Origin of the sequence: Streptomyces sp. NBC_01190 (assembly GCF_045039895.1) — a bacterium.
Lineage (GTDB): Bacteria > Actinomycetota > Actinomycetes > Streptomycetales > Streptomycetaceae > Actinacidiphila.
The window spans coordinates 7,435,149-7,453,827 of sequence record NZ_CP108580.1 but is presented as its reverse complement, the minus strand read 5'-3'; the positions used below and the strand labels follow the sequence as shown (position 1 = coordinate 7,453,827).

Sequence of the window (18,679 nt, the reverse complement as noted above, 5' to 3'; positions counted from 1 at the left end):
GCTCACACCCCCGGCAGCACCACCGGACTGCGCCAGCCGTGCACGTCCTCCGTGACGCCGTACTGGATGTCCAACAACCGCTCGCGCAGCGCCAGGGTCACCGGGTTTCCCGTCCCCGTCGGCGCCTTCCACTCGCGCTCGCCCCGGCGCATCGCCTCCACCGGCGTCACCACCGCCGCCGTCCCCGACGCGAACACCTCCCGCAGCGAACCGTCCTCCCAACCCGACTGCCAGAACTCGATGGGCAGCCGCTCCTCCCGTACGTCGTAGCCGTCGTCGGCGGCCAGCGTCAGCAGCGAGTCCCGCACGACCCCCGGCAGCAGCGTCCCGGTCAGCCGCGGCGTCAACAGACGCGTCGGACCGCCGTCCTCCCCGTCGGCGACGAAGAACAGGTTCATCGCCCCCATCTCCTCGATCCACCGGCGCTCCACGGCGTCAAGCCAGACCACCTGCTCACAGCCCTGCTCCGCCGCCTCCCGTTGCGCCAGGAAGCCCGCCGCGTAGTTGCCGGGGTACTTGACGGCGCCCGTGCCGCCCGGCGCCGCGCGCACGAAGGTGTCCGAGACCCACACCGACACCGGCGACAGTCCGCCGGAGAAGAACGACCCCACCGGCGAGGCGATCAGCACGAACAGGTACTCCTGCGCCGGCCGCACCCCCAGGGTGGGCTCCACGGCGATGATGAACGGCCGCAGGTACAGGCTCTGGCCGCGGGCCGAGGGCACTTGCGCGTGATCGGCCGCCACCAGGGCGTGCAGCGCCGCCAGGAAAGCCCGCTCCGGCAGCTCCGGGATGACCAGCCGCTGCGAGGACCGGTTGATCCGGCGGGCGTTGTGCTCCGGCCGGAAGAGCGCCACCCCGCCGTCCTGCTGCCGGTACGCCTTCAGGCCCTCGAAGACGATCTGGCCGTAGTGCAGCCCCACGGCCGCCGGATCCAGCGCCAGATGCTGGTAGTCGATCAGCTCCGGGTCCTGCCAGCCGCCGGCGGAGGTCCAGCGGATCGTCACCATGTGGTCGGTGAACCGGGTGCCGAAGCCCAGACGCCCGGCATCGTCCGGCTGCGTCGCTCCGGACTGCCGGGCGGTGGAGGCCATCACCGTCATCGTCGTGCTCCTTCGTCGGGTCCGTCGTGGTCACGTCCCCTCGGATGAGCCGGGCGCGGCCCTCGCTGATACAGCTTCGGCGAGTTGCCCGGACAGGTATTTTCCGTCCCCTCCCGCGACTCCTTCATCCGACGGAGCGGTTGCCGGACGGAACCACTGACACGGGCGGTGCCCTTCGCTCGACCGCGCGCACGGCGTGGCGCGCGGTGATCACCATGCGGCTGACCTCGGGAGACCACCATGCTGGACAGCTCGATCTGGGAAAACGACATCGTCCGGGCCTCGGCACGAGCAGGCAGGATCGTGCTGTTCGAGGAATCCGCGCGCGACGGCGCCCAGGGCAAGACCTTGATGGACGCGGAGACCCGGCTGCGGCTCGCCCGCCGTACCGGCGAGATGTTCGGCGACGACGGACCGCGGCACGTCATGTTCGCCGCCGGCTTCCCCTCCGCCTGCAAGGAGGAGTTCGAGATCACCCGGCGCGTCGCGCTGGAGGCGGAGAACGTCAGCAGCACCTGCATCTGCCGGGGCACCCCCAAGGACATCGACACCGCCATCGCCGCTATGAGCGGCGCCCCCCACGGCCGGATCATGTACTTCCTGCCCGGCTCCGAGGCCGTCTCCCAGGCGCTGCTGAAGAAGAGCGCCAAGGAGTCCGTGGACCGGGCCGTCGCCATGGGCGAGTACGCGCTGGAACGGGCCGACGGCCTCGCCATCGACATGGCGTTCTCCCACTCCCCGCAGGCCGACCGGGAACTGCTCATCGAGGCCGTCTCCCGGCTCACCCAGGCCGGCGTCGCCAGCGTCCAGCTGGCCGACACCGTCGGCGGGGTCCTGCCGCCCCAGGCGTTCGAGCTGTACACCGACGTCATCCGGCGCGCCGACCCGCAGGCCCTGGTGATGGCCCACCTCCACAACGACCTCGGGCTGGGCCTGGCCAACACCCTCCAGGCCATCCGGGCCGGCGTCCGCATCGTCGCCAGCTCGTGGCTCGGCCTCGGCGAACGGTCCGGCATGGCCTGCACCGAGCAGCTGCTCTTCCTGCTGGCCTACGCCCCCGAACGGCTGCCCACCCTCATCGGCGAGACCGGCCCGCTGTGGTGGACCCAGCCCGACCTGACCGTCATACCGGAGCTGGCCGGACTGGTCTCCGAGCAGACGGGCACCCCCCTGAAGGTCACCGACCCGCTGGTCGGCTCCGGCGTCGGCACGATTTCCACCGGCACGCCGTTCGTCGACCGCTCGCTCTTCCAGCCCTACGACCCCGAGACGCTGCTGGGGATCAGCGCGCAGATCGTGCTCACCCAGCTGGCCAGTGACCGCGTCGTCGGCGCCGCCGCCGACAGCATGGGCATCAAGCTGGACGCCGACCAGATCCGCATCGCCACCCAGTGGGTGAAGTCGGAGGCGTTCCGCCGCGGCGAGGCGGTCGTCCCGCCCGAGTCCTTCCGGGTGTTCACCGACGGGCTACTCGCCCAGGAACCCACGGCATGACGGTCATCTCCTGCGACCAGGCCGGACTGGCCGGCGTCACCCGCGCGCTGGACACCGGCGAGGCCGTGCTGCTCCCGACTCCCTCCCCGCTGCCGTACGTCGTCGCCGGGCGGGTCGCCGAACGGGTCAACACCGCGAAGGGCCGCCCGGCCGGCCAGGCCGTCGCCCTGTGGGTGCCCGACCTGGCCCCGGTCACCCCCTGGATCGCCCTCGCACCGCACCATCTGCCCCTGCTGCGCTGGCTGCTGGTGAAGGAACTGGTCACCGTACTGGTCCCGGTCCGGCCGTCCGGCCTCACCCCGTCATGGGTGGCCCCCGCTCTGCGCGACGGCCACGTGCTGCTGGCCGGTCCCGGCCTGCCCGCCCTCAACGCCCTGCACGCCGGCCCTCGGCCGCTCTACGTCAGCAGCGGCAACCGCACGACCCACCCGCCGGTCGCCACCGCCGCCGAGGCGGCGGCGACCTTCGGCCCCGACGTGCTCGTCCTCGACGGCGACGAGTTCCGCGACGCCGCGGTCCGACACGCCTCCTCCACCATGCTCCGCTTCGGCCCCCGGGCGGAACTCGACGTGGTGCGCCACGGGATCCAGGACGCACCCTTCGCGGACGGCGAGACGTATCTGAAGGACCTCAGGGAACGGCTGCCGGCGGTGGAGCCGGCCGGGTAGCACGGCAGGCCACCTGCTGCGGGCACGGTGGGGTGGGGGCGCCACCCCCCACCCCTCAACCGTGTTCGGGTCCCGGCGTCGGGGAGGCCAGCGCGGATCGCCGTTCTTCCAGCAGCGCCGCGTACCCCGAGGTGTCCCGGTCCAGCCCGGGGAAGTACGGCGCCAACGTCTCGGGATCCACGAAGCCGTGGCGCACCAGGTGCGGCGGGTCGAAGGTCAGATCGATGATCGTGTTGCCCGGGTGCGCCTGCGGCGGCCGGGCGTCCCGCCGCTCCTGCCCCTCGTCCACGATCAGGTCGACCCGGTCGCCGAGGTCGGCCACCGTGACGTCGAACGTGACGTCGATCGCCCCCTGCCCGGACAGGTTCGCCGACGACGCGCCGAGCGGCCGGCCCAGCAGCTCCAGCACGTCCTGCAACGGCGACCCCGGTCCCTGGCAGCAGACGGCGAGTGTCGGCAGACCCAGCGTCAGCCGTGGCGGGAAGGGATACGCGCGTCGCATGACCAGCGCGGTCGGCGCCGGCCACACCTTCTCCAGGATCGCCGGACGTAGCGTCGCCGGCACCTCCACGTACCTCTCGGCCTGACCGGCCTCCGCCACGAACAGGCTCAGCGGCCCGAACTTGGTACGCCGCTTGGCCTCGAAGAGGCGGTCGATCGCCTGGGCGTTGAACGGGTCGCAGAAGAGCCCGTAGTTCGTCAGTGTCGGCAGCGCCACGAGCCCGCCGTCCGCGAGCACCGCCGCAGCCTCGCGCAAGGTGTCCGGGCTCAGTTCCCTGACCGTCGACTCGGTCATCGTGTGGCACCGCCTTCACAAGTCCGCTCCGTCTCGGTCGACCAATTTACCTTGCGCACAGTCGCCAGTCCACGACTCCACGTGACGCGGCGGGGTCGACGGCGCGGCGCGACCCTGGTGCGCGCCGGCGCGCCTGACAGGTCGTAGACTCCGCCGAGATCACGCGCGTCTTCCGGCGCCGGCGGTGCCCGGCCCGGCCATCGGGGACGCTTGGCCCCAGGATCCGGCGAGGAACGAGCCATGGCGAACCACCAGCAAGCGGATCCCCTCTCCCCCCGGACCCGGCCCTGGTCCGCCGCCGCCGTCTGCGACGCCGCCGCCCGCCTCGGCCACGGCTGCCTGCCACTGCCCGGGCTGGCGCCGGTCACCCCCGACATGCGGCTGCGAGGCCGGCTGCGCCGGGTCCTCCACCGCGAGGGGGTGGTCGACATCCTGCACGCGCTGGACGCGGCCGGACCTGACGAGGTCCTGCTCATCGACGACGCCGAGCGCACCGACCGGGCCTGCGTCGGCGACCTGGTGGCCCTGGAGGCCCGGGCATCGGGCCTGGCGGGACTGCTCATCTGGGGCAGCCACCGCGACACCACCGAGCTCACCGCGATCGGCCTCCCCGTCTTCAGTCTCGGCGTCAGCCCGCGCGGCCCGCACGCCGCCGACGCCCCCGCGCGGCCGTACCAGGTGCCGCCCGGCCGGGACGGCGACCTGGTTCTCGCCGACGCCGACGGCGCGGTGGTGCTCGCGGCGGAGTGGGCCGAGCAGGTGCTTGACGTCGCCGCCGATGTCATCGAGCAGGAACGCCGCCAGGCGGCGCTGCTGCGCGATGGCGTCTCGCTGCGCACCCAACTGGACTGGGAGGATTACCGCGAGCGCAAGCGCACGGACGACTCGTACACCTTCCGCTCCCACCTGGCGCACCGAGGCGCGGCGGTGGAATGAGCCGCGCGGCGTTCCGTGCGGTGCCGGCGAAGGCCGCGAGTACGGCGGGTCCATCGGGTGCCACGCACGCGCGATGGACGAAGTGGGAGCACCAGACGCCGTGAGCCCCGCCCTGCGGGCGGACGACGCCACCTCTAAAACACGCCTAGTGCCCGGTGTGTGAGGGCGGGGTGCGGGCGGTTCGCGGCTTCCGGCTCGGCCCGCGCGGAGCGGCTTGCGCGCTGAGCAGGTCGCGCAGCGCCGGGCGCTCCGCCAAGGCGGCGACCGCCGGGAGCCGCTCGCCGGCCGGCCCGCGGACCGGGCGGGTCACCGGGTGGGGTCGGCGCGGCGTGGTGCCGGGCGCTGGAGCCGGAGTGTGGCCTCAGCGGACGATGGACACGATCTGAAGGGCGGCCAGGGCGAGTCGACGGTCTCCCTGGACGCGGGTGCGAGCGAGGGCCGTGTCGGGCTCGATGCCGCGCGAGCACAATCGCCAGGCGGTCTCCGCGTCCAGGCGGGCCGACGCGGCCGGCCGGCCGGCGGAAGCTTCGGCCAGTGACCAGCGGTCGGCGGTGGCGGTGACGGTCCAGGTGCCGCCGGCCGGCCCGTCGACGACCACCTGGACCTGCGTCCCCACGGCCGCCGATGTGTCGCGCAGCGTGTGTGGCAGAGCGCGCATGAAGGTGTCGAGGATCGCGGTCAGCGGACCCGCCTCGGGGTCGGTGTGCAGGCCGGTCGCATGCCGGATCTGCTGGCGGTGGGTCCAGTACTCGGTGAACTCCCTCGCGATGTCGAGCCATGCGGGCGCGGGCATGGCCCCGGCCCAGGACACTCCCAGCCCCTCGGCTTCGAGGTCGGCCGTCTCGAATTGACCGGCGACCCCGGTCCCCGCGGATTCCAGCGCCTCGACGAGTGACGCCGGGTCCACGTCGGCGTGGCGGTCGACCCATTCCTGGTTGACCCCATGGATGAAGGCTTCCAGCGACTCACCGGGCCCGAAGACGGGCCGGTGCTCAGGTGTCGTCCAGCCGAGCCGGCCGTGGTAGTCGCCGAGGAGGTGGGCGGCGAGATCGCGCACCGTCCAGCCCGGGACCGCCACCTTCTCCCAATCCGCGGCCCGCAGCCCGCGGAGGAGATCCAGCAGGGAGGCCAACTCCGGCCCGAACAGCGGGCGCGTGTCGATCGGCACACCCAGCCACGCGATGCCGGACGCGCTGCCGCTCCGCAGACTCATGCCCGAAGCCTGACAGCCCCGACCCGATCCCCGCCACGCAATACCCGCTCCCCGTACGGCCGAGCGCGGCGGATGCCGCCACCCGCGGGCCGTCGCCGGCTCCACGCCGTGTACGGGCTCCTCCACCTCGCTCCCCCGATCTCCGCACCGCCCGCCCGCCTTCGACGGGCCCGGGGCCGTACCCGAAGCCGCGGACCGGAACCGTCAGCCGAAGTAGTGACCCTCTTTCAGGTCGGCGATCAGTCCCGGCCGGGTCGGCTGCCATCCGAGCAGCTCGCGGGTGATCCGCGCCGAGGCGGGGCCGTCGATCCCCCAGAAGCCGCCGAGGAAGCCGACGTACTCCCCCGCCTGCTCGGGGGTGACGGAGACGGCGGGGATGTTGAGCCGCGCGGCCAAGGTCTCGGCGACCTCGCGGATCGGGACGCCCTCGTCGCCGACCGCGTGCAGCACCGACCCGGCCGGCGCGGATTCGAGGGCGAGGCGGAACAGCCGGGCCGCGTCGTCGCGGTGGACGGACGGCCAGCGGTTGGCGCCGTCGCCGACGTAAGCCGCGGCGCCCTTCGCACGGGCGAAGCCGATCGCGGTCGTGATGAAGCCGTTGTCGCCGTCGCCGTGCGTGGCCGGCGGCAGCCGTACGACCGAGGAGCGGATCCCGCGGTCGGCGAACGCGAGCACGCGATGGGCGTTGTCCAGCCGCCCGTTGGCGCCGCTGATCGGGCCCCGGTGGTCCTCGGCGGGCGCGGCCAGCCCGTCGCGCTCGGTGGCGAGGGCGCCGGGCGCGAGTCCCAGCACGCCGAGGATGCCGGAGGCGATGACGAACGGCTTGCCGGTGCCGGCCAGCGCCTCCCCGAAGGTTTCGATCGCCGCGCGGTCCGCGGCGGTCGCGCCGGCGAAGTCGCCGGAGAAGGCGATGTCGTGCTTGAAGGCGAGGTGGACCACCCCGTCGGATGACGCGGCGGCGTCGCGCAGGGTGTCGAGGTCGTCGAGTGATCCGGGCAGCACCGCCGCCCCGTCGCCCCGCAGGGCCTGAGCCGCGGCGTCGGAACGGGCGAGCCCGGTGACGGTGTGGCCGGCCGCGATCAGCTCGGGAACGAGCCCGCGGCCGATCCAGCCCGACCCACCGGTGACGAAAACGCGCATGGCGAACCTCCAGGACGTGGGGGCCCACCGGGCGGATCCGCGGCGGGCGGCCCCTTGATGCCGGTCTCCATTCTTTGTACAGTCGTACTAGAAAAGTCAAGCAGGCCCATCGACGGTCGGAGGCAGTGATGGTGGGGCGGCCCGTGGACCATCGGCGACGAGCCGAGCTGCTCGACGCGGCGGTCGATTACGCGACCGAGCACGGCTTCTCCGAGCTGTCCTGGCGGCCGGTCGCCGCCGCGCTCGGGGTGTCGACCACGACGCTGGTGCATCACTTCGGCACCAAGGAGCAGATGCTGGTGGCCGTCCTCGGCCGGTTGCGCGAGCGGGTGTTCGTGAACGCCGACGCCCAGGGCGGCGAGCGGCCCGACCTGGCGACGGCGGCGCGTGCCGCCTGGACGTGGAGCTCCGATCCGCGGCGGTCGCCGGAGTTCAGACTGTTCTTCGCGGTCTACGGACGCGCTCTCCAGGCCCCGCACCTGTTCGCGGGGTTCCTGGAACGGGTCGTGGCCGACTGGATGAGCGCCCTGCGCGACGCGCAGGGCCGGGACGCCGACCCGGCGACGGCGACGCGCCGGGCCACGCTGGTGATCGCCACGATCCGCGGGCTGCTGCTCGACCTGCTCGCCACCGGCGACCGGGACCGGGTCGAGGAGGCGGCCGAGAGCTTCCTCGCCACGCTCTGAGCGAACTCTGAGCGAAGCTGTCCCGGTCCTGGCCCAGGTCAGAGGACCGCCTGGGCCAGCGCGGCCCCGACGTAGGCGGTGCCGAGGCCCGCGACGACGCTGACGCCGGCGTTGGCGAGAGCGAAGTAGCGGGAGCCGGTCTCGGCCAGCCGCAGGCTCTCGAAGGAGAACGTCGAATACGTACTGAGGGTCGCGCACAGGCCCGGCCCGATCAGGTGCTGCACCGACTGGGGCACCGTGGTCGCGGTGGCGGCGCCGGTGAGGAAGCCGAGTCCGGCGCAGGCCGCGATGTTGACGGTGAAGGTGCCCCACGGAAAGACGGTGTCGTGGCGCGACTGGACCGCCCGGTCGGTGAGGTAGCGCAGCGGGGCGCCGACGACGGCCCCGGCGATGACCATCAGCCAGTTCATGCCCGCCCCCCTTCGCCGGTGGTGCGGGGCACGGCGATCAGGCGGGTGAGGGTCGACGTGGCCCAGATGGCTACCATGGCCCCGGCGAGGGTGCTCGCGGCGTAGACCAGGGCGGTGCCGGGGTGGTGGCCGTCGAGGAGGTGCTTGGTGTCGAGGGTGGCGGTGGAGAAGGTGGTGAAGCCGCCGAGGACGCCGGTGCCGAGGAACGGCCGGGTCAGCGGGTGGACGGCGCGGCGCTCGGTGATCAGCACCATGAGGACGCCCATGGCCGCGCAGCCGATGACGTTGATCCAGAAGGTCGTCCACGGGAACGTGCCCGGCGCGGTGGGCCAGATCAGGGTGGCGCCGTAGCGGGCGGCGGCGCCGAGGACACCGCCGGCGGCGATGGCGGCGAGGATCTCGCCCTGTTCGCGGCGCCTGCCGCGGCCCGGCCGGGGCGGCCACGGGTCGATCGCGGTGTCGGGATCGGTGGGTTCCGCGTTCCACCCGGTGGGCTCCGGGTTGTGCGCGGCGTCGTCGAAGGCCATGCGTCAGGCTCCTACCTGATCGTCCGGGACCGCGCGCAGGCGCGCGGAAGGGTCAGGCAGGGACCGTTGTCGGCGACATCGCCGCGGTTGGGGACGGCGGGCCCCACCGCCGTACGGCAGCCCGTGCGGGTGCCGTGGCGCCAAGGATAGCCAGCCGCTCCGGAAGCCCGCCGCCCGGACCCGCCGGACCGGCGGGTCTCACGACGGGGCCCGGTGCGGACGGTGGCCGCCATCCGCGACAACAAGTGTTGTCGCCTTCGCATACGATGAATCATCCCTCCCGGCACCCGGTGCTGCGCCGCCCGCGGTGGCGGGGCCGATCTGAGGAGTCGTGATGGCGGGCCGGGCAGCTTCCGAGGAGATCCAGGCACAGGCACCGGACGCTCCGGCGGCTCGCGGTACGGAGATCGGCCCGCTCGCGCCGGGCTCGCCACGCCGCCGGTCGGCGGGGCGGTGGTCGACCCGGCAGTGGCTGACGGCCGGTGTGTCGGCGGCTCTCGCCCTCCTCCTCGCGCTCTCGTGCGTCGGGGTGTGGGTCTTCGCCCGGTCCACCGCGATCAGCAATCGCCTGGTCGACGGCAGTACGCCCGCGCTGGTGGCCTCGGTGCGGCTGGAGGGCGCGCTGCTCAACCAGGAGACCGGCATCCGCGGTTACGGGCTCACCGGCCAGCGGACGTTCCTGGAGCCGTATCAGGAGGGACTGGCGCAGCAGACCGCGCAGACCGCCCAACTGCGCGCCCTGCTCGGCGACGGCGGCCACGGTGACCGGGTGGCGCTCACCGACCTCGCATCGGTGCTGCTCCGGGCGCGGAGCTGGCAGGATCTCATCGCCCGGCCGATCGCCGCGTCCCCCGCCGGGAAGCCCGTCGCGCTGGCCGCCGACCGGGCCGCGCAGGGCAAGCAGCTCTTCGACGCGGTGCGGGTGACCGTGACCGCCCTGGAGCGGGACCTGCAAAGCGCCCGCGACCACGCCCGCGGCGATCTGGCCGGCGCCAGGCGCCTGCGGACGACGGTGTTCTCGCTGATCGCCGCCGTCATCGCCGCGCTGGCCGTGCTGGTCTTCGCCGGGCTGCGCCGCGGCGTCAACCGCCCGCTCGAACGCCTCTCCGCCGATGTCCGCCGGGTCGCGGCGGGCGACTTCAGCCACTCGGTGAGCGCCACCGGGCCCGCCGACATCCACCAACTGGCCGGCGATGTCGAGGAGATGCGCCGACGGCTGGCCGAGCAGCTCGCCATGGCGGACGCCGCCCGCGACCGCCTCGATCAGCAGGCCGCCGAACTCTTGCGCTCCAACGCCGAGTTGGAGCAGTTCGCCTATGTCGCCTCGCACGACCTGCAAGAGCCGCTGCGCAAGGTCGCCAGCTTCTGCCAGTTGCTGGAGCGCCGCTACGACGAGCAGCTGGACGAACGCGGCAGGACGTACATCGCCTACGCGGTCGACGGCGCGAACCGAATGCAGGTGCTGATCAACGAGCTGTTGACGTTCTCGCGTGTCGGGCGGGTGCAGGCCGAGCTCACCGAGGTCGACCTGGAGCAGGTGTTCGCGGGCGCCACGGACAGCCTGAGTGTGGCGGTCGACGAGTCCGGCGCGCGGATCACCCACGACCGGCTCCCGACGGTGCGCGGCGACGCCGGGCAGCTCGGCATCCTGTTCCGGAACCTGTTGTCCAACGCGGTGAAGTTCCGCTCCCCGGACCGCACGCCGGAGATCCGGGTGGGCGTCGTCCGCGACGGCGGGCTGTGGCGTCTGACGGTGACCGACAACGGCATCGGTATCGACGCCGAGTTCGCCGAGAAGGTCTTCGTCCTCTTCCAGCGCCTGCACACCCGCGACGCCTACCCGGGGACCGGCATCGGCCTCGCCCTCTGCAAGAAGATCGTCGAGTTCCACGGCGGGACGATCGCCCTCGACACCGCCTACGACCGGGGAACGCGCGTCGTCTTCACCCTCCCGACGGCCCTGGACTCCACCACGCCGCCCGGCCGGCCACGTGCCGTGCCGCAGAAGGTCGGTTGACGACGCGCGACAGGGCTCGCCAGGAACCCACAGGAGCCAGGGCTCCCCGGGGATCAGGGGCGGACGGCGACGGCCCCGTAGCAGGACGACTCGGGGTCGGTGGTCGGATCGCCGGTGCCCGCCGGGTCCGGACCCCATCGGGGGGTGGAGACGATGCCGGGGTCGAGGAGGGTCCAGCCGGCGAAGAACCGGGCGAACTCGGCCCGGTCCCGGGCCCGGGTCGGCGTACCGGACGCGGTGTAGACCTGGGTGAGCCGCTGGGTCTCCCGGGGGGCGAAGTCCTCGGTGAGGTGGCTGATCGCCAGGGCGCTCCCGCTGGGCAGCGCGGCCTTGAACTCTTCGGTGATCCGGTGGGCCCGCGCCGGTACGAAGTGCAGCAGGGCGTTCATGCTGAGCGCGATCGGCCGGGTGAAGTCCAGCACGTCGCGGGCGGCGGCCAGGATCTTCTCCGGCTGGTTCACGTCGGCCTGGGCGTAGGCGGTCAGTCCCTCGGCCGAGCCGTGCAGCAGGGCCTGGGCGTGGATGAGCACGATGGGGTCGTTGTCGGCGTACAGCACCCGCGCCCGGGGTCTGACCTGCTGTGCGACCTCGTGCAGGTTCGGTGACGTGGGGATTCCCGTGCCGATGTCGAGGAACTGCTCGATGCCCCTCTCGGCGAGATGGCGGATCGAGCGTTCCATGAAGCCGCGGTTGGCGCGGGCGGCGGTGCGGGCGTAGGGGAAGACCGCCAGGGCCTTGCCCGCCGCCTCCCGGTCGGCCGGGAAGTTGGTGATCCCGCCGAGGTAGTAGTCGTACATCCGGGCCGAGTGCGGCACATGGATGTCGAGGCTGACCTCGACGTCCTTGTCCGGGCGGGCTTCCGTGTCCGCTGCCGGGCCGGGGCGGTCGCTGTCTTCTGCCATCTGCCCCCCTTGACGCACCGGAGCGAACGTCGCCGTCCCACTTCCTGCTTTGACCAAAGCATATAAGTAGGCTGATTATTCTTCATTACTGATACCGGATCAGCATTGCTCCGAAGCGCGTTGAGCCAGGAGGCGCCCCACCGGGGCGCGCCGCCGGGAAGGAATGGGACGTGAACGAGAGCGACTGGGCGGTGCGGCGGGGCAGCGTCCGTCTGACGTTCGACGCGTTCTGTGAGACACATGAGCGCGCCTGGATCTGGATCGCCCGGGCACGGCTGCGCGACGAGACCGCGGCGTACGAAGCCGTCGGGCGGATGAAACGCCGCCTGTGGCAGCAGTGGGACCGGTTGCTGCGCGAGAAGGTGCCGGCCTTCCACGCCTGGGCCCTGGTCAAGGAGGAGATCGGCGCCGCGCTGGCGGAAAAGCTGGTGAACGCCGAGCCGCGGCCACCGCGGGGGCCCGCCCCCGCGTGGGTGGAGGCCGTCCACCGGTCCGTGGCGAGCGCCCTGGACCTCGCCGGGGACCTCACCGGGGACGAGCGCAGCCGCGAGCGGATGTACGCCGCGATCGAGCGGCTGTCGGAGCGCCGGCACGATGTGGTGATCCTGCGCCATCTGCTCGGCCTGGAGGACAGCGTCATCGCCGACTACCTGGGCACCACGGAGGCGAGCGTGCGCTCCACCGCGAGCCAGGCGCTCGACCGGCTCACGCAAGCGCTCGGCGGCCGACGGGGGGAACGGTGAACACCGAAGAGCGAGCGCTGCCGGCCACCACCAGTCCGGCGACCACCAGTCCGGCCACCACCGGCCCGGCCGCCGCCGCACCGGTCCGGCACACCGTCCCCGGGCAGCACCTCGCGGGACCGGTCGAGAACCGCTGGGACCGGCTGCTGTCCGCGCCCAGTCCGCTGCCCTGCGACCGGGAGCAGGCGGCCCACGAACTCGAACTGGCGGCGGCTCTCGTGCTGGCCATGCCGTCCGCCGCGGCCTCCCTGGACCTGCTCGTCAACGACCGGCGCATCCACCCCGAGGGAGCGCTGGTCCTCGGCGCCCTGCTCTACATGGCGGGCCACCGCGACGGCAGCCAGTTCTGGCTGCAGTTCGCGGCCGGCGGCGGCAACTACACCTCGGCCTCCCTGCTGAGCCTGCTCCACCGCAGCGTGGGCGAAGTCCTGGACGCCGAGATCTGGCGCCGCCAGGCCGAAACGCTCGCCACCACACGCCGCAGCGCGCAACGGGTGGTGGGCTCCCCCGACGAGCTGCTGCCCGGCTGGGTGCGCGCCGACATCATCGCCCGCTGCCACGAGGGCCTGGACGTCCGCCTTCCGCCCCGGCTGGCCGCGGTCGTCCACCAACTCCCCGTCGAGGGCGAGGACCAGGAGTACGGCGAGGTCCCCCAGGTGTGCGGCAGCCTGATCCGCGGCCTGACGGCGGCCGGCTAGCCCTGCCCTCTTCGGATGCGTACGGAGCCGGGCCCGGCCGCCGCCGGCGTGGGCTCGGCGACGACGGGCGGCCTGCGGTCACCGCTTTTGCCGCGGGCCGCCACAACAATGAGCCCATGGATATCCAGCGGTTCGACGATTTCCCGGGCCGGGTCTCGGGACGGCTGCTGGCCGTTCCCGCCGTGCTGATCGTGGCGATCACGGCGGCCGGCCTGGCGGAACCGGACAACGTCCACCTCGGCCCGCTGCTGGTGATCGCGCCCGCGCTGACCGCCTCCTTCGCCGGGCCGCGGCGCACCGCCGTCGTCGGCGCCGTGGCGATCGCGGCCCAGGCTCTGGTCATGGGGCTGAACGGCGGGATCGGCACCGCCGACCACGTCTGGCAGTTCACCGCGCTGGTGGCGCTCTCCGTGGTGGTGGTCTTCTTCTGCTATCTGCGGGAGGGGCACAGCCGGCAGTTGACCCGGGTCCGGATGGTGGCGGGGACCGCGCAGCGGGTCCTGCTGCGGCCGCCGCCGGAACGGGTGGGCCCGCTGGTGGTGGCCTGGCGGTATCTGACCGCCGACGCCGACGCGGAGATCGGCGGCGACCTGTTCGCGGTCGCCAGGACCGGCCGGAGCAGCCGGGTCGTCATCGGCGACGTACGGGGCAAGGGCCTGGCCGCCATCGGTGAGGCGTCCGTCGTCCTGGGCGCCTTCCGCGAAGGTGCCCGGCGCTGCGCGACCCTGCCCGACCTCGTCCGGACCATGGAGGAGAGCGTCATCGGGGACCTTGAGGACGTCGCCGACACCGAGCAGGACCCCGGCGAGCACTTCGTGACCGCCCTTGTCCTCGATCTGCCGGATCTGCCGGACCTGCCGGACCTGCCCGGCGCCGCCCGGCCGAGCGCGATGATCAACTGCGGGCACCCGCCGCCGCTGCTGCTCCGCGAGGGCACGGTCACCGTCCTGCACCCCGCCGTGCCCAGGCCGCCGCTGGGGCTCGGCGGCCTGCACACCCCCGTCTTCCACAGCGACAGCTTCGCCTTCACCGACGGGGACACGCTCCTGCTCTACACCGACGGTGTGACCGAAGCCCGGTCACCGCAGGGCGTTTTCTATCCTCTGGCCGAGCGGGCCGCGGCCTTCCCGGCGGCGGCCGGTCCTGACGCGCTGCTGCGGCACCTGATCCGTGACGTGACCGCCCACACCGGCGGCCGGCTCGCCGACGACGTGGCCGTCCTGGCGATCCGACGGCTCCCCGCCCCCGGTACCGCGACGGCCGGGGGGCGGTGACCGGCTGACCGGGTAAGTGACCGGTGAGCAAGACCTCGGTGACGTCCCATCAGGCCCCCGAACGCGGCAATTCGTTGTTATTATCGGCCGGCAAGCAACTCACCGTCGCTATCGCAAAATACTGCGTACAGCACCATCTCACACGATCCGGTCGGTCAATCGTTCATGAGAAGGAGCCCAGGTGGATCTTCAGTTGGCGGGCAGGACAGCGGTTGTCACCGGCGGAAGCCGAGGAATAGGCCTCGCCATTGTGCAGGCATTGGCCGACGAGGGCGTTCACGTCGTCGTGGGATCACGTACGGTCAGCGAGGAACTCGTAAAGCTCGGCGACGCGGTGACCGCCGTACCGGTGGATCTGACCACACCGGAAGGCGTCGCGGTCTTGGCCGAGCGGGCCGGCGAAATCGACATTCTGGTCAACAACCTCGGCGGTGGGGACGACACCCGTTCGGCCAACAGCGGATTTCTGGATATCGATGACGCGGGCTGGCAGAAGACCTACGAGCTGAATCTGTTCGCCACCGTCCGCGTCACCCGCGCGCTGCTGCCCGGACTGCTCACCCGCCGCGGGATCGTGATCAACATATCCTCCGTCAGCGCCCGGGTGGCCTTTCCCCCGGTGGACTACGGCACCGCCAAGGCCGCCCTCACCAACCTCACCAAGGCGCTGGCCGAGGAGTTCGGCGACCGGGGTCTGCGCGCCCTGACCGTGACCCCGGGACCGACCCGCACCAAGCACTGGTCGGAGCCCGACGGCTACGCCGGTCAGCTGGCCCGTGCCGCCGGGATCGGACTGGACGACTTCCTGGCCGCCGTCCCGCGGCAGATGGGCATCACCACCGGTCGCCTCACCGAGCCGGAGGAGACCGCCGCACTGGTCGCCTTTCTCGCCTCGCCGCGCAGCGGCAACCTCACCGGAGCGGACTTCCTCGCCGACGGCGGCGTGATCAAGAGCGTCTGACCGGGGCTGGACCGGCTTTCCGACGTCGGAGCCCGGGATGCGGGCACACCTCCCGGGCTCCGGCGTCGGGCGTCACCACGTCCCGTCGTCGTCCCGGCCGGTGCCGGCTCCGCGGTCCCGATCCGCGAGCCCGGAATCCTCGGGCTCCCCGGCGTGCCGTGCCGCCAACCGCTCCTGCCACTCGGGCAGGTTCTCGCGGTAGAAGTCGACGGGGGCCTGTCCCGCGCGGAGGCTGTCCCGCAGGTAGGTGGCGTACTGCCGCACCGTCTCCTGGGCGGGTCCGCGGGTGGCGAGGCCGAGGAACTCGGCGCGCTCCATCGCCAGGCCCCGGCCGAGGCGTCCCGAACCCCCGTCGTACACAACGCGCTTGAACGCCCGTACGGTGCCGGGCACGCGCCGGCTCAGCCGGGACGCGAGCGCGATCGCCTCCTCGACGACCTGCTCCTGCTTCACCCGGTAATGCACCACGCCCTCCCGGTGCGCCTCCTCCGGGGTGAACAGGCGGCTTTCCAGCAGCGCGGCCATGGCCGCCCCGGCGCCCAGCGTGCGGGCGAGGATCTGGGTGCCGCCGCCCACCGGGATCAGCCCGAAGGTGACTTCGGGCAGGCCGATGGTGTACGGCCCGTCGCCGATGACCCGCAGATCGCAGGTGAGGGCCAGTTCGAAGCCGGCGCCGAGCGCGTAGCCGTCGATCGCGGCGACGAAGACCAGGTCGCTTTGGCGGATCTGCCGCACCGCGTCCCGGAATTGCTGGAGCGCCCGCAGCCCGCCGGTCGGCCCGCGGTCGAGCAGCGGTCCCGCCCCGGGTATCCGGCCGAGACCCGCGACGACGCGCTGCACCGCGCCGGCCAGCCGCACCGGCAGCGGCAGTCCGCCGCGCCGCGAGCCGGCCAGCAACTCCTCGGAGTCGTAGTGGCCGATGAACATTCCGGGGACCGCGCTGGCCAGCACCACCGAGCGCACCGACGGGTCGCGTTCGGCGGCCGTCACGACGCGGGTGAACTCGGCCATGATGGCCTGGGTGAGGTAGTTGCCCGGCTCAATGGCGAACCGCACCACGAGAACCGCGCCGTGCGCTTGTGTGGTCAACGCTCCCATCGGTGGCCCTCCTCGCGCGTCGGGTCCTGGCCGGCCGGGATCCGCGGCATGTCTGGCATGGCATCACACTCCGCTGATGGTCAGAGGTAGGGCGGAATCAGCCTGGGGATGTTCTCGGCGCCTCCGATCGCGGCCGTGTCGTGCCGCGAATGCGGGGGCCCGGTCACCGGAGATGGATCTCCCGGATTCCGGCGCCGTCGGCGGTCATGCTACTCGGCGCGCTGTTACCGAGAAAGCTGCTGATTTAAGGACCGATTGACGGACGGGTCGACCCGCCGGCCGAAGGACCGATGCGCGGCCGATTCAGGTGGGCGGCCCCGCCGTACGGACCCGGGGGCCCTATGGGCAGCGGTCGGCGGGATACGGAAACGTGGTCGGATATCCGGGCCGAACCCGGCTTAAGTCACCGGCACCGCTGCCGACCGGGACACGGAATGCGCTGGTCGGCCCTGTTCATCGCGGCAGGCCGGCGGTTCTCGGCGCTACCGGCCGGTGGATCGGCGTGGCACAATCCCGTTTCGGGGGATATCCGCCCCAGGACGGCCCTTGCTGAACGCGGGCGACCCCTGCCGACCGGTCGGCTGCCTTGGCCGGCGGGCGGGAATTCCCGCGTCGCTTTTCTCCTTTCTCCCGCCGTGTCGTACCCAGCGATTGGAGCACACAGGTGTCTGCTGGAGAACACGCGATCGTGGTGGGCGGCAGCGCCGCCGGCCTGCTGGCGGCCCGGGTGCTGTCGGACTTCTACCCGAACGTCACCATCGTCGAGCGCGATCAACTGGGCGACGAGGCGACCCATCGCAAGGGAACCCCGCAGGACCAGCACATCCACGCGCTGCTGGCGCGCGGCCAGCAGATCCTCGACCGGCTCTTCCCCGGCCTGATGGACGAACTGGCGCTGGCCGGAGCCCCGGTCGGGGACTTCGGCACCAGTCTGCGCTGGTATTTCGGCGCGACGATGCTGCGCAGGACCCACACCGACATGATCTGCGTCGCGGCGGGCCGCCTGCTGCTCGAACAGCGGATCCGCCGGCGGGTGGCGGCCATCCCCGGGGTGCGGATACTGGACTCGACCGAGGTGACGGGGCTGCTGTCGGACGCCTCGCGTACCCGCGTCACGGGGGTGCGGGTGCACCGGGCGTCGGAGGCGGACGGAGTCGCCGAACTGACGGGCGACCTGGTGATCGACGCCGCGGGACGCGGGACCCGGCTTCCGGTCTGGCTGAGCGAGCTGGGCTATCCGGAGGTGGCCCGGGAGCTGATCAAGGTGGGGCTCGGCTACACCACCCGGTACTACGAAAAGTTCCCCGACTTCAACCCGCTCGGCGAGGACATCGGCATCCTGGCGGTGGCCAGCCCGCAGTCACCGCGCGGCGCGACGATGGGACGGCTGCCGGGCACCCACGCCCTGGTGCTGACCGGGCTGCGCGGGGACCATCCGCCGCGTGAGCACGGCGCGTTCCTCGATTTCGTCGCGTCGCTGCCGGTGCCCGGGATCCACCGCGGCATCGTCACGGCGGAGCCGACCGGGCCGCCGATCTTCTACCACTTCCCGGCCAGCGTCCGGTTCCACTACGAGCGGATGAAGCGCCTGCCCGAGGGGGTGGTGGCCCTGGGCGACTCCCTCTGCACCTTCAACCCCACCTACGGCCAGGGCATGACGGTGGGGGCGATCGAGGCCGACCTGCTGCGCGAGCATCTCGAACGCCACGGGGGCGCGCGGACCGCGCAGCTCCAACGACGGCTGGGCAGGGCCGTGGACGTGCCGTGGGCGCTGTCCGGCGGCTACGACCTGGCGTTCCCGCAGGCCGAGGGCCGGCGGACGATCGCCACCAGGATGGGCAACGCCTACATACCCCGGCTCCAGCGGGCGGCGGCCACGGACCCCGTGCTGTCCCGCGCGTTCCTGCGCGTCGCCGGGCTGGTCGACCCGCCGTCGACGCTGATGCGCCCGGAGATCGTGGCCCGGGCGCTGAAGGGATGACGGCGCGGGCCCCGCTCCTGCCCTGCTGCCGG

The 18,679-nt window shown here is 72.7% G+C and carries 18 protein-coding genes; 10 read left to right on the top strand and 8 right to left on the bottom strand.

The window, feature by feature from the left end:
- Positions 1-2: 2 nt before the first annotated feature.
- On the bottom strand, positions 3-1,103 hold the full coding sequence (locus tag OG519_RS31315; protein WP_405591068.1) for a branched-chain amino acid aminotransferase: 1,101 nt from the start codon (positions 1,101-1,103) through the stop codon (positions 3-5).
- 240 nt (positions 1,104-1,343) lie between these two features.
- Here OG519_RS31315 and OG519_RS31310 point away from each other — a divergent pair, with 240 nt between their 5' ends.
- Both OG519_RS31310 and OG519_RS31305 read left to right on the top strand, forming a co-directional pair.
- Positions 1,344-2,597, top strand: a complete 1,254-nt coding sequence (locus OG519_RS31310) for a 2-isopropylmalate synthase (RefSeq protein ID WP_405591066.1) — start codon at positions 1,344-1,346, stop codon at positions 2,595-2,597.
- Positions 2,594-3,265 (top strand): Sua5/YciO/YrdC/YwlC family protein, encoded by a 672-nt coding sequence (locus OG519_RS31305; protein WP_405591063.1) that lies wholly within the window; start codon positions 2,594-2,596, stop codon positions 3,263-3,265. The genes OG519_RS31310 and OG519_RS31305 overlap by 4 nt, the downstream gene beginning before the upstream one ends.
- 55 nt (positions 3,266-3,320) lie before the next feature.
- Here the strand turns inward: OG519_RS31305 and OG519_RS31300 are convergent, their stop codons facing one another.
- Positions 3,321-4,061: an L-threonylcarbamoyladenylate synthase gene (locus OG519_RS31300; protein WP_405591061.1), complete on the bottom strand. Its 741-nt coding sequence runs from the start codon at positions 4,059-4,061 to the stop codon at positions 3,321-3,323.
- Between the two features lie 240 nt (positions 4,062-4,301).
- On the opposite strand from OG519_RS31300, the gene OG519_RS31295 reads away from it, so the two are divergent.
- The gene (locus tag OG519_RS31295) at positions 4,302-4,997 is read left to right on the top strand and encodes an RraA family protein (RefSeq protein WP_405591058.1); all 696 of its coding nucleotides are present in this window, start codon (positions 4,302-4,304) and stop codon (positions 4,995-4,997) included.
- A gap of 361 nt (positions 4,998-5,358) precedes the next feature.
- On the opposite strand, the gene OG519_RS31290 is transcribed toward OG519_RS31295, so the two are convergent.
- Together OG519_RS31290 and OG519_RS31285 are read right to left on the bottom strand one after the other, a co-directional pair.
- On the bottom strand, positions 5,359-6,210 hold the full coding sequence (locus OG519_RS31290; RefSeq protein ID WP_405591055.1) for a maleylpyruvate isomerase family mycothiol-dependent enzyme: 852 nt from the start codon (positions 6,208-6,210) through the stop codon (positions 5,359-5,361).
- A gap of 204 nt (positions 6,211-6,414) precedes the next feature.
- A complete protein-coding gene (locus tag OG519_RS31285; RefSeq protein WP_405591052.1) occupies positions 6,415-7,350 on the bottom strand; it encodes an SDR family oxidoreductase in 936 nt (311 codons plus the stop codon).
- A 143-nt stretch (positions 7,351-7,493) separates the two neighbouring features.
- Between OG519_RS31285 and OG519_RS31280 the strand changes: the two genes are divergently transcribed.
- Entirely contained in the window at positions 7,494-8,036 is a 543-nt protein-coding gene (locus OG519_RS31280; protein ID WP_405591049.1) for a TetR/AcrR family transcriptional regulator, read from the top strand.
- Positions 8,037-8,074: 38 nt separating this feature from the next.
- On the opposite strand, the gene OG519_RS31275 is transcribed toward OG519_RS31280, so the two are convergent.
- Together OG519_RS31275 and OG519_RS31270 are read right to left on the bottom strand one after the other, a co-directional pair.
- Positions 8,075-8,446 carry a fluoride efflux transporter FluC gene (locus tag OG519_RS31275; RefSeq protein WP_405591047.1) on the bottom strand — a complete coding sequence of 124 codons (372 nt, stop codon included), beginning with the start codon at positions 8,444-8,446 and terminating at the stop codon, positions 8,075-8,077.
- Positions 8,443-8,973: a fluoride efflux transporter FluC gene (locus OG519_RS31270; protein WP_405591045.1), complete on the bottom strand. Its 531-nt coding sequence runs from the start codon at positions 8,971-8,973 to the stop codon at positions 8,443-8,445. The genes OG519_RS31275 and OG519_RS31270 overlap by 4 nt, the downstream gene beginning before the upstream one ends.
- Positions 8,974-9,307: 334 nt before the next feature.
- On the opposite strand from OG519_RS31270, the gene OG519_RS31265 reads away from it, so the two are divergent.
- A complete protein-coding gene (locus OG519_RS31265; RefSeq protein WP_405591042.1) occupies positions 9,308-10,990 on the top strand; it encodes an ATP-binding protein in 1,683 nt (560 codons plus the stop codon).
- A gap of 53 nt (positions 10,991-11,043) precedes the next feature.
- On the opposite strand, the gene OG519_RS31260 is transcribed toward OG519_RS31265, so the two are convergent.
- Entirely contained in the window at positions 11,044-11,892 is an 849-nt protein-coding gene (locus OG519_RS31260) for an SAM-dependent methyltransferase (protein WP_405591040.1), read from the bottom strand.
- Positions 11,893-12,062: 170 nt separating this feature from the next.
- On the opposite strand from OG519_RS31260, the gene OG519_RS31255 reads away from it, so the two are divergent.
- From OG519_RS31255 to OG519_RS31240, 4 genes are all read left to right on the top strand, one after another.
- Complete coding sequence (locus OG519_RS31255) at positions 12,063-12,635, top strand: sigma factor-like helix-turn-helix DNA-binding protein (RefSeq protein WP_405591037.1); 573 nt, start codon at positions 12,063-12,065, stop codon at positions 12,633-12,635.
- On the top strand, positions 12,632-13,333 hold the full coding sequence (locus OG519_RS31250; protein WP_405591035.1) for a hypothetical protein: 702 nt from the start codon (positions 12,632-12,634) through the stop codon (positions 13,331-13,333). Before OG519_RS31255 ends, OG519_RS31250 begins: the two co-directional genes overlap by 4 nt.
- A 116-nt stretch (positions 13,334-13,449) precedes the next feature.
- Entirely contained in the window at positions 13,450-14,607 is a 1,158-nt protein-coding gene (locus tag OG519_RS31245) for a PP2C family protein-serine/threonine phosphatase (RefSeq protein WP_405591032.1), read from the top strand.
- A gap of 181 nt (positions 14,608-14,788) precedes the next feature.
- Entirely contained in the window at positions 14,789-15,568 is a 780-nt protein-coding gene (locus OG519_RS31240) for an SDR family oxidoreductase (protein WP_405591029.1), read from the top strand.
- A 72-nt stretch (positions 15,569-15,640) separates the two neighbouring features.
- Here OG519_RS31240 and OG519_RS31235 read toward each other — a convergent pair whose 3' ends face one another.
- Positions 15,641-16,666 (bottom strand): enoyl-CoA hydratase/isomerase family protein, encoded by a 1,026-nt coding sequence (locus OG519_RS31235; protein WP_405591026.1) that lies wholly within the window; start codon positions 16,664-16,666, stop codon positions 15,641-15,643.
- Positions 16,667-17,330: 664 nt separating this feature from the next.
- On the opposite strand from OG519_RS31235, the gene OG519_RS31230 reads away from it, so the two are divergent.
- Positions 17,331-18,647, top strand: coding sequence for an FAD-dependent oxidoreductase (locus tag OG519_RS31230; protein ID WP_405591023.1), 1,317 nt, complete (start codon positions 17,331-17,333; stop codon positions 18,645-18,647).
- Positions 18,648-18,679: the final 32 nt, after the last annotated feature.

Excerpts from the sequence above, each read along its gene's own strand:
- OG519_RS31235 (WP_405591026.1), bottom strand. The coding sequence starts at position 16,666 with ATGGGAGCGTTGACCACACAAGCGCACGGCGCGGTTCTCGTGGTGCGG.
- OG519_RS31295 (WP_405591058.1), top strand. The coding sequence starts at position 4,302 with ATGGCGAACCACCAGCAAGCGGATCCCCTCTCCCCCCGGACCCGGCCC.
- OG519_RS31270 (WP_405591045.1), bottom strand. The coding sequence starts at position 8,973 with ATGGCCTTCGACGACGCCGCGCACAACCCGGAGCCCACCGGGTGGAAC.
- OG519_RS31260 (WP_405591040.1), bottom strand. The coding sequence starts at position 11,892 with ATGGCAGAAGACAGCGACCGCCCCGGCCCGGCAGCGGACACGGAAGCC.
- OG519_RS31275 (WP_405591047.1), bottom strand. The coding sequence starts at position 8,446 with ATGAACTGGCTGATGGTCATCGCCGGGGCCGTCGTCGGCGCCCCGCTG.
- OG519_RS31310 (WP_405591066.1), top strand. The coding sequence starts at position 1,344 with ATGCTGGACAGCTCGATCTGGGAAAACGACATCGTCCGGGCCTCGGCA.
- OG519_RS31305 (WP_405591063.1), top strand. The coding sequence starts at position 2,594 with ATGACGGTCATCTCCTGCGACCAGGCCGGACTGGCCGGCGTCACCCGC.
- OG519_RS31315 (WP_405591068.1), bottom strand. The coding sequence starts at position 1,103 with ATGACGGTGATGGCCTCCACCGCCCGGCAGTCCGGAGCGACGCAGCCG.
- OG519_RS31285 (WP_405591052.1), bottom strand. The coding sequence starts at position 7,350 with ATGCGCGTTTTCGTCACCGGTGGGTCGGGCTGGATCGGCCGCGGGCTC.
- OG519_RS31300 (WP_405591061.1), bottom strand. The coding sequence starts at position 4,061 with ATGACCGAGTCGACGGTCAGGGAACTGAGCCCGGACACCTTGCGCGAG.
- OG519_RS31290 (WP_405591055.1), bottom strand. The coding sequence starts at position 6,210 with ATGAGTCTGCGGAGCGGCAGCGCGTCCGGCATCGCGTGGCTGGGTGTG.
- OG519_RS31245 (WP_405591032.1), top strand. The coding sequence starts at position 13,450 with ATGGATATCCAGCGGTTCGACGATTTCCCGGGCCGGGTCTCGGGACGG.
- OG519_RS31265 (WP_405591042.1), top strand. The coding sequence starts at position 9,308 with ATGGCGGGCCGGGCAGCTTCCGAGGAGATCCAGGCACAGGCACCGGAC.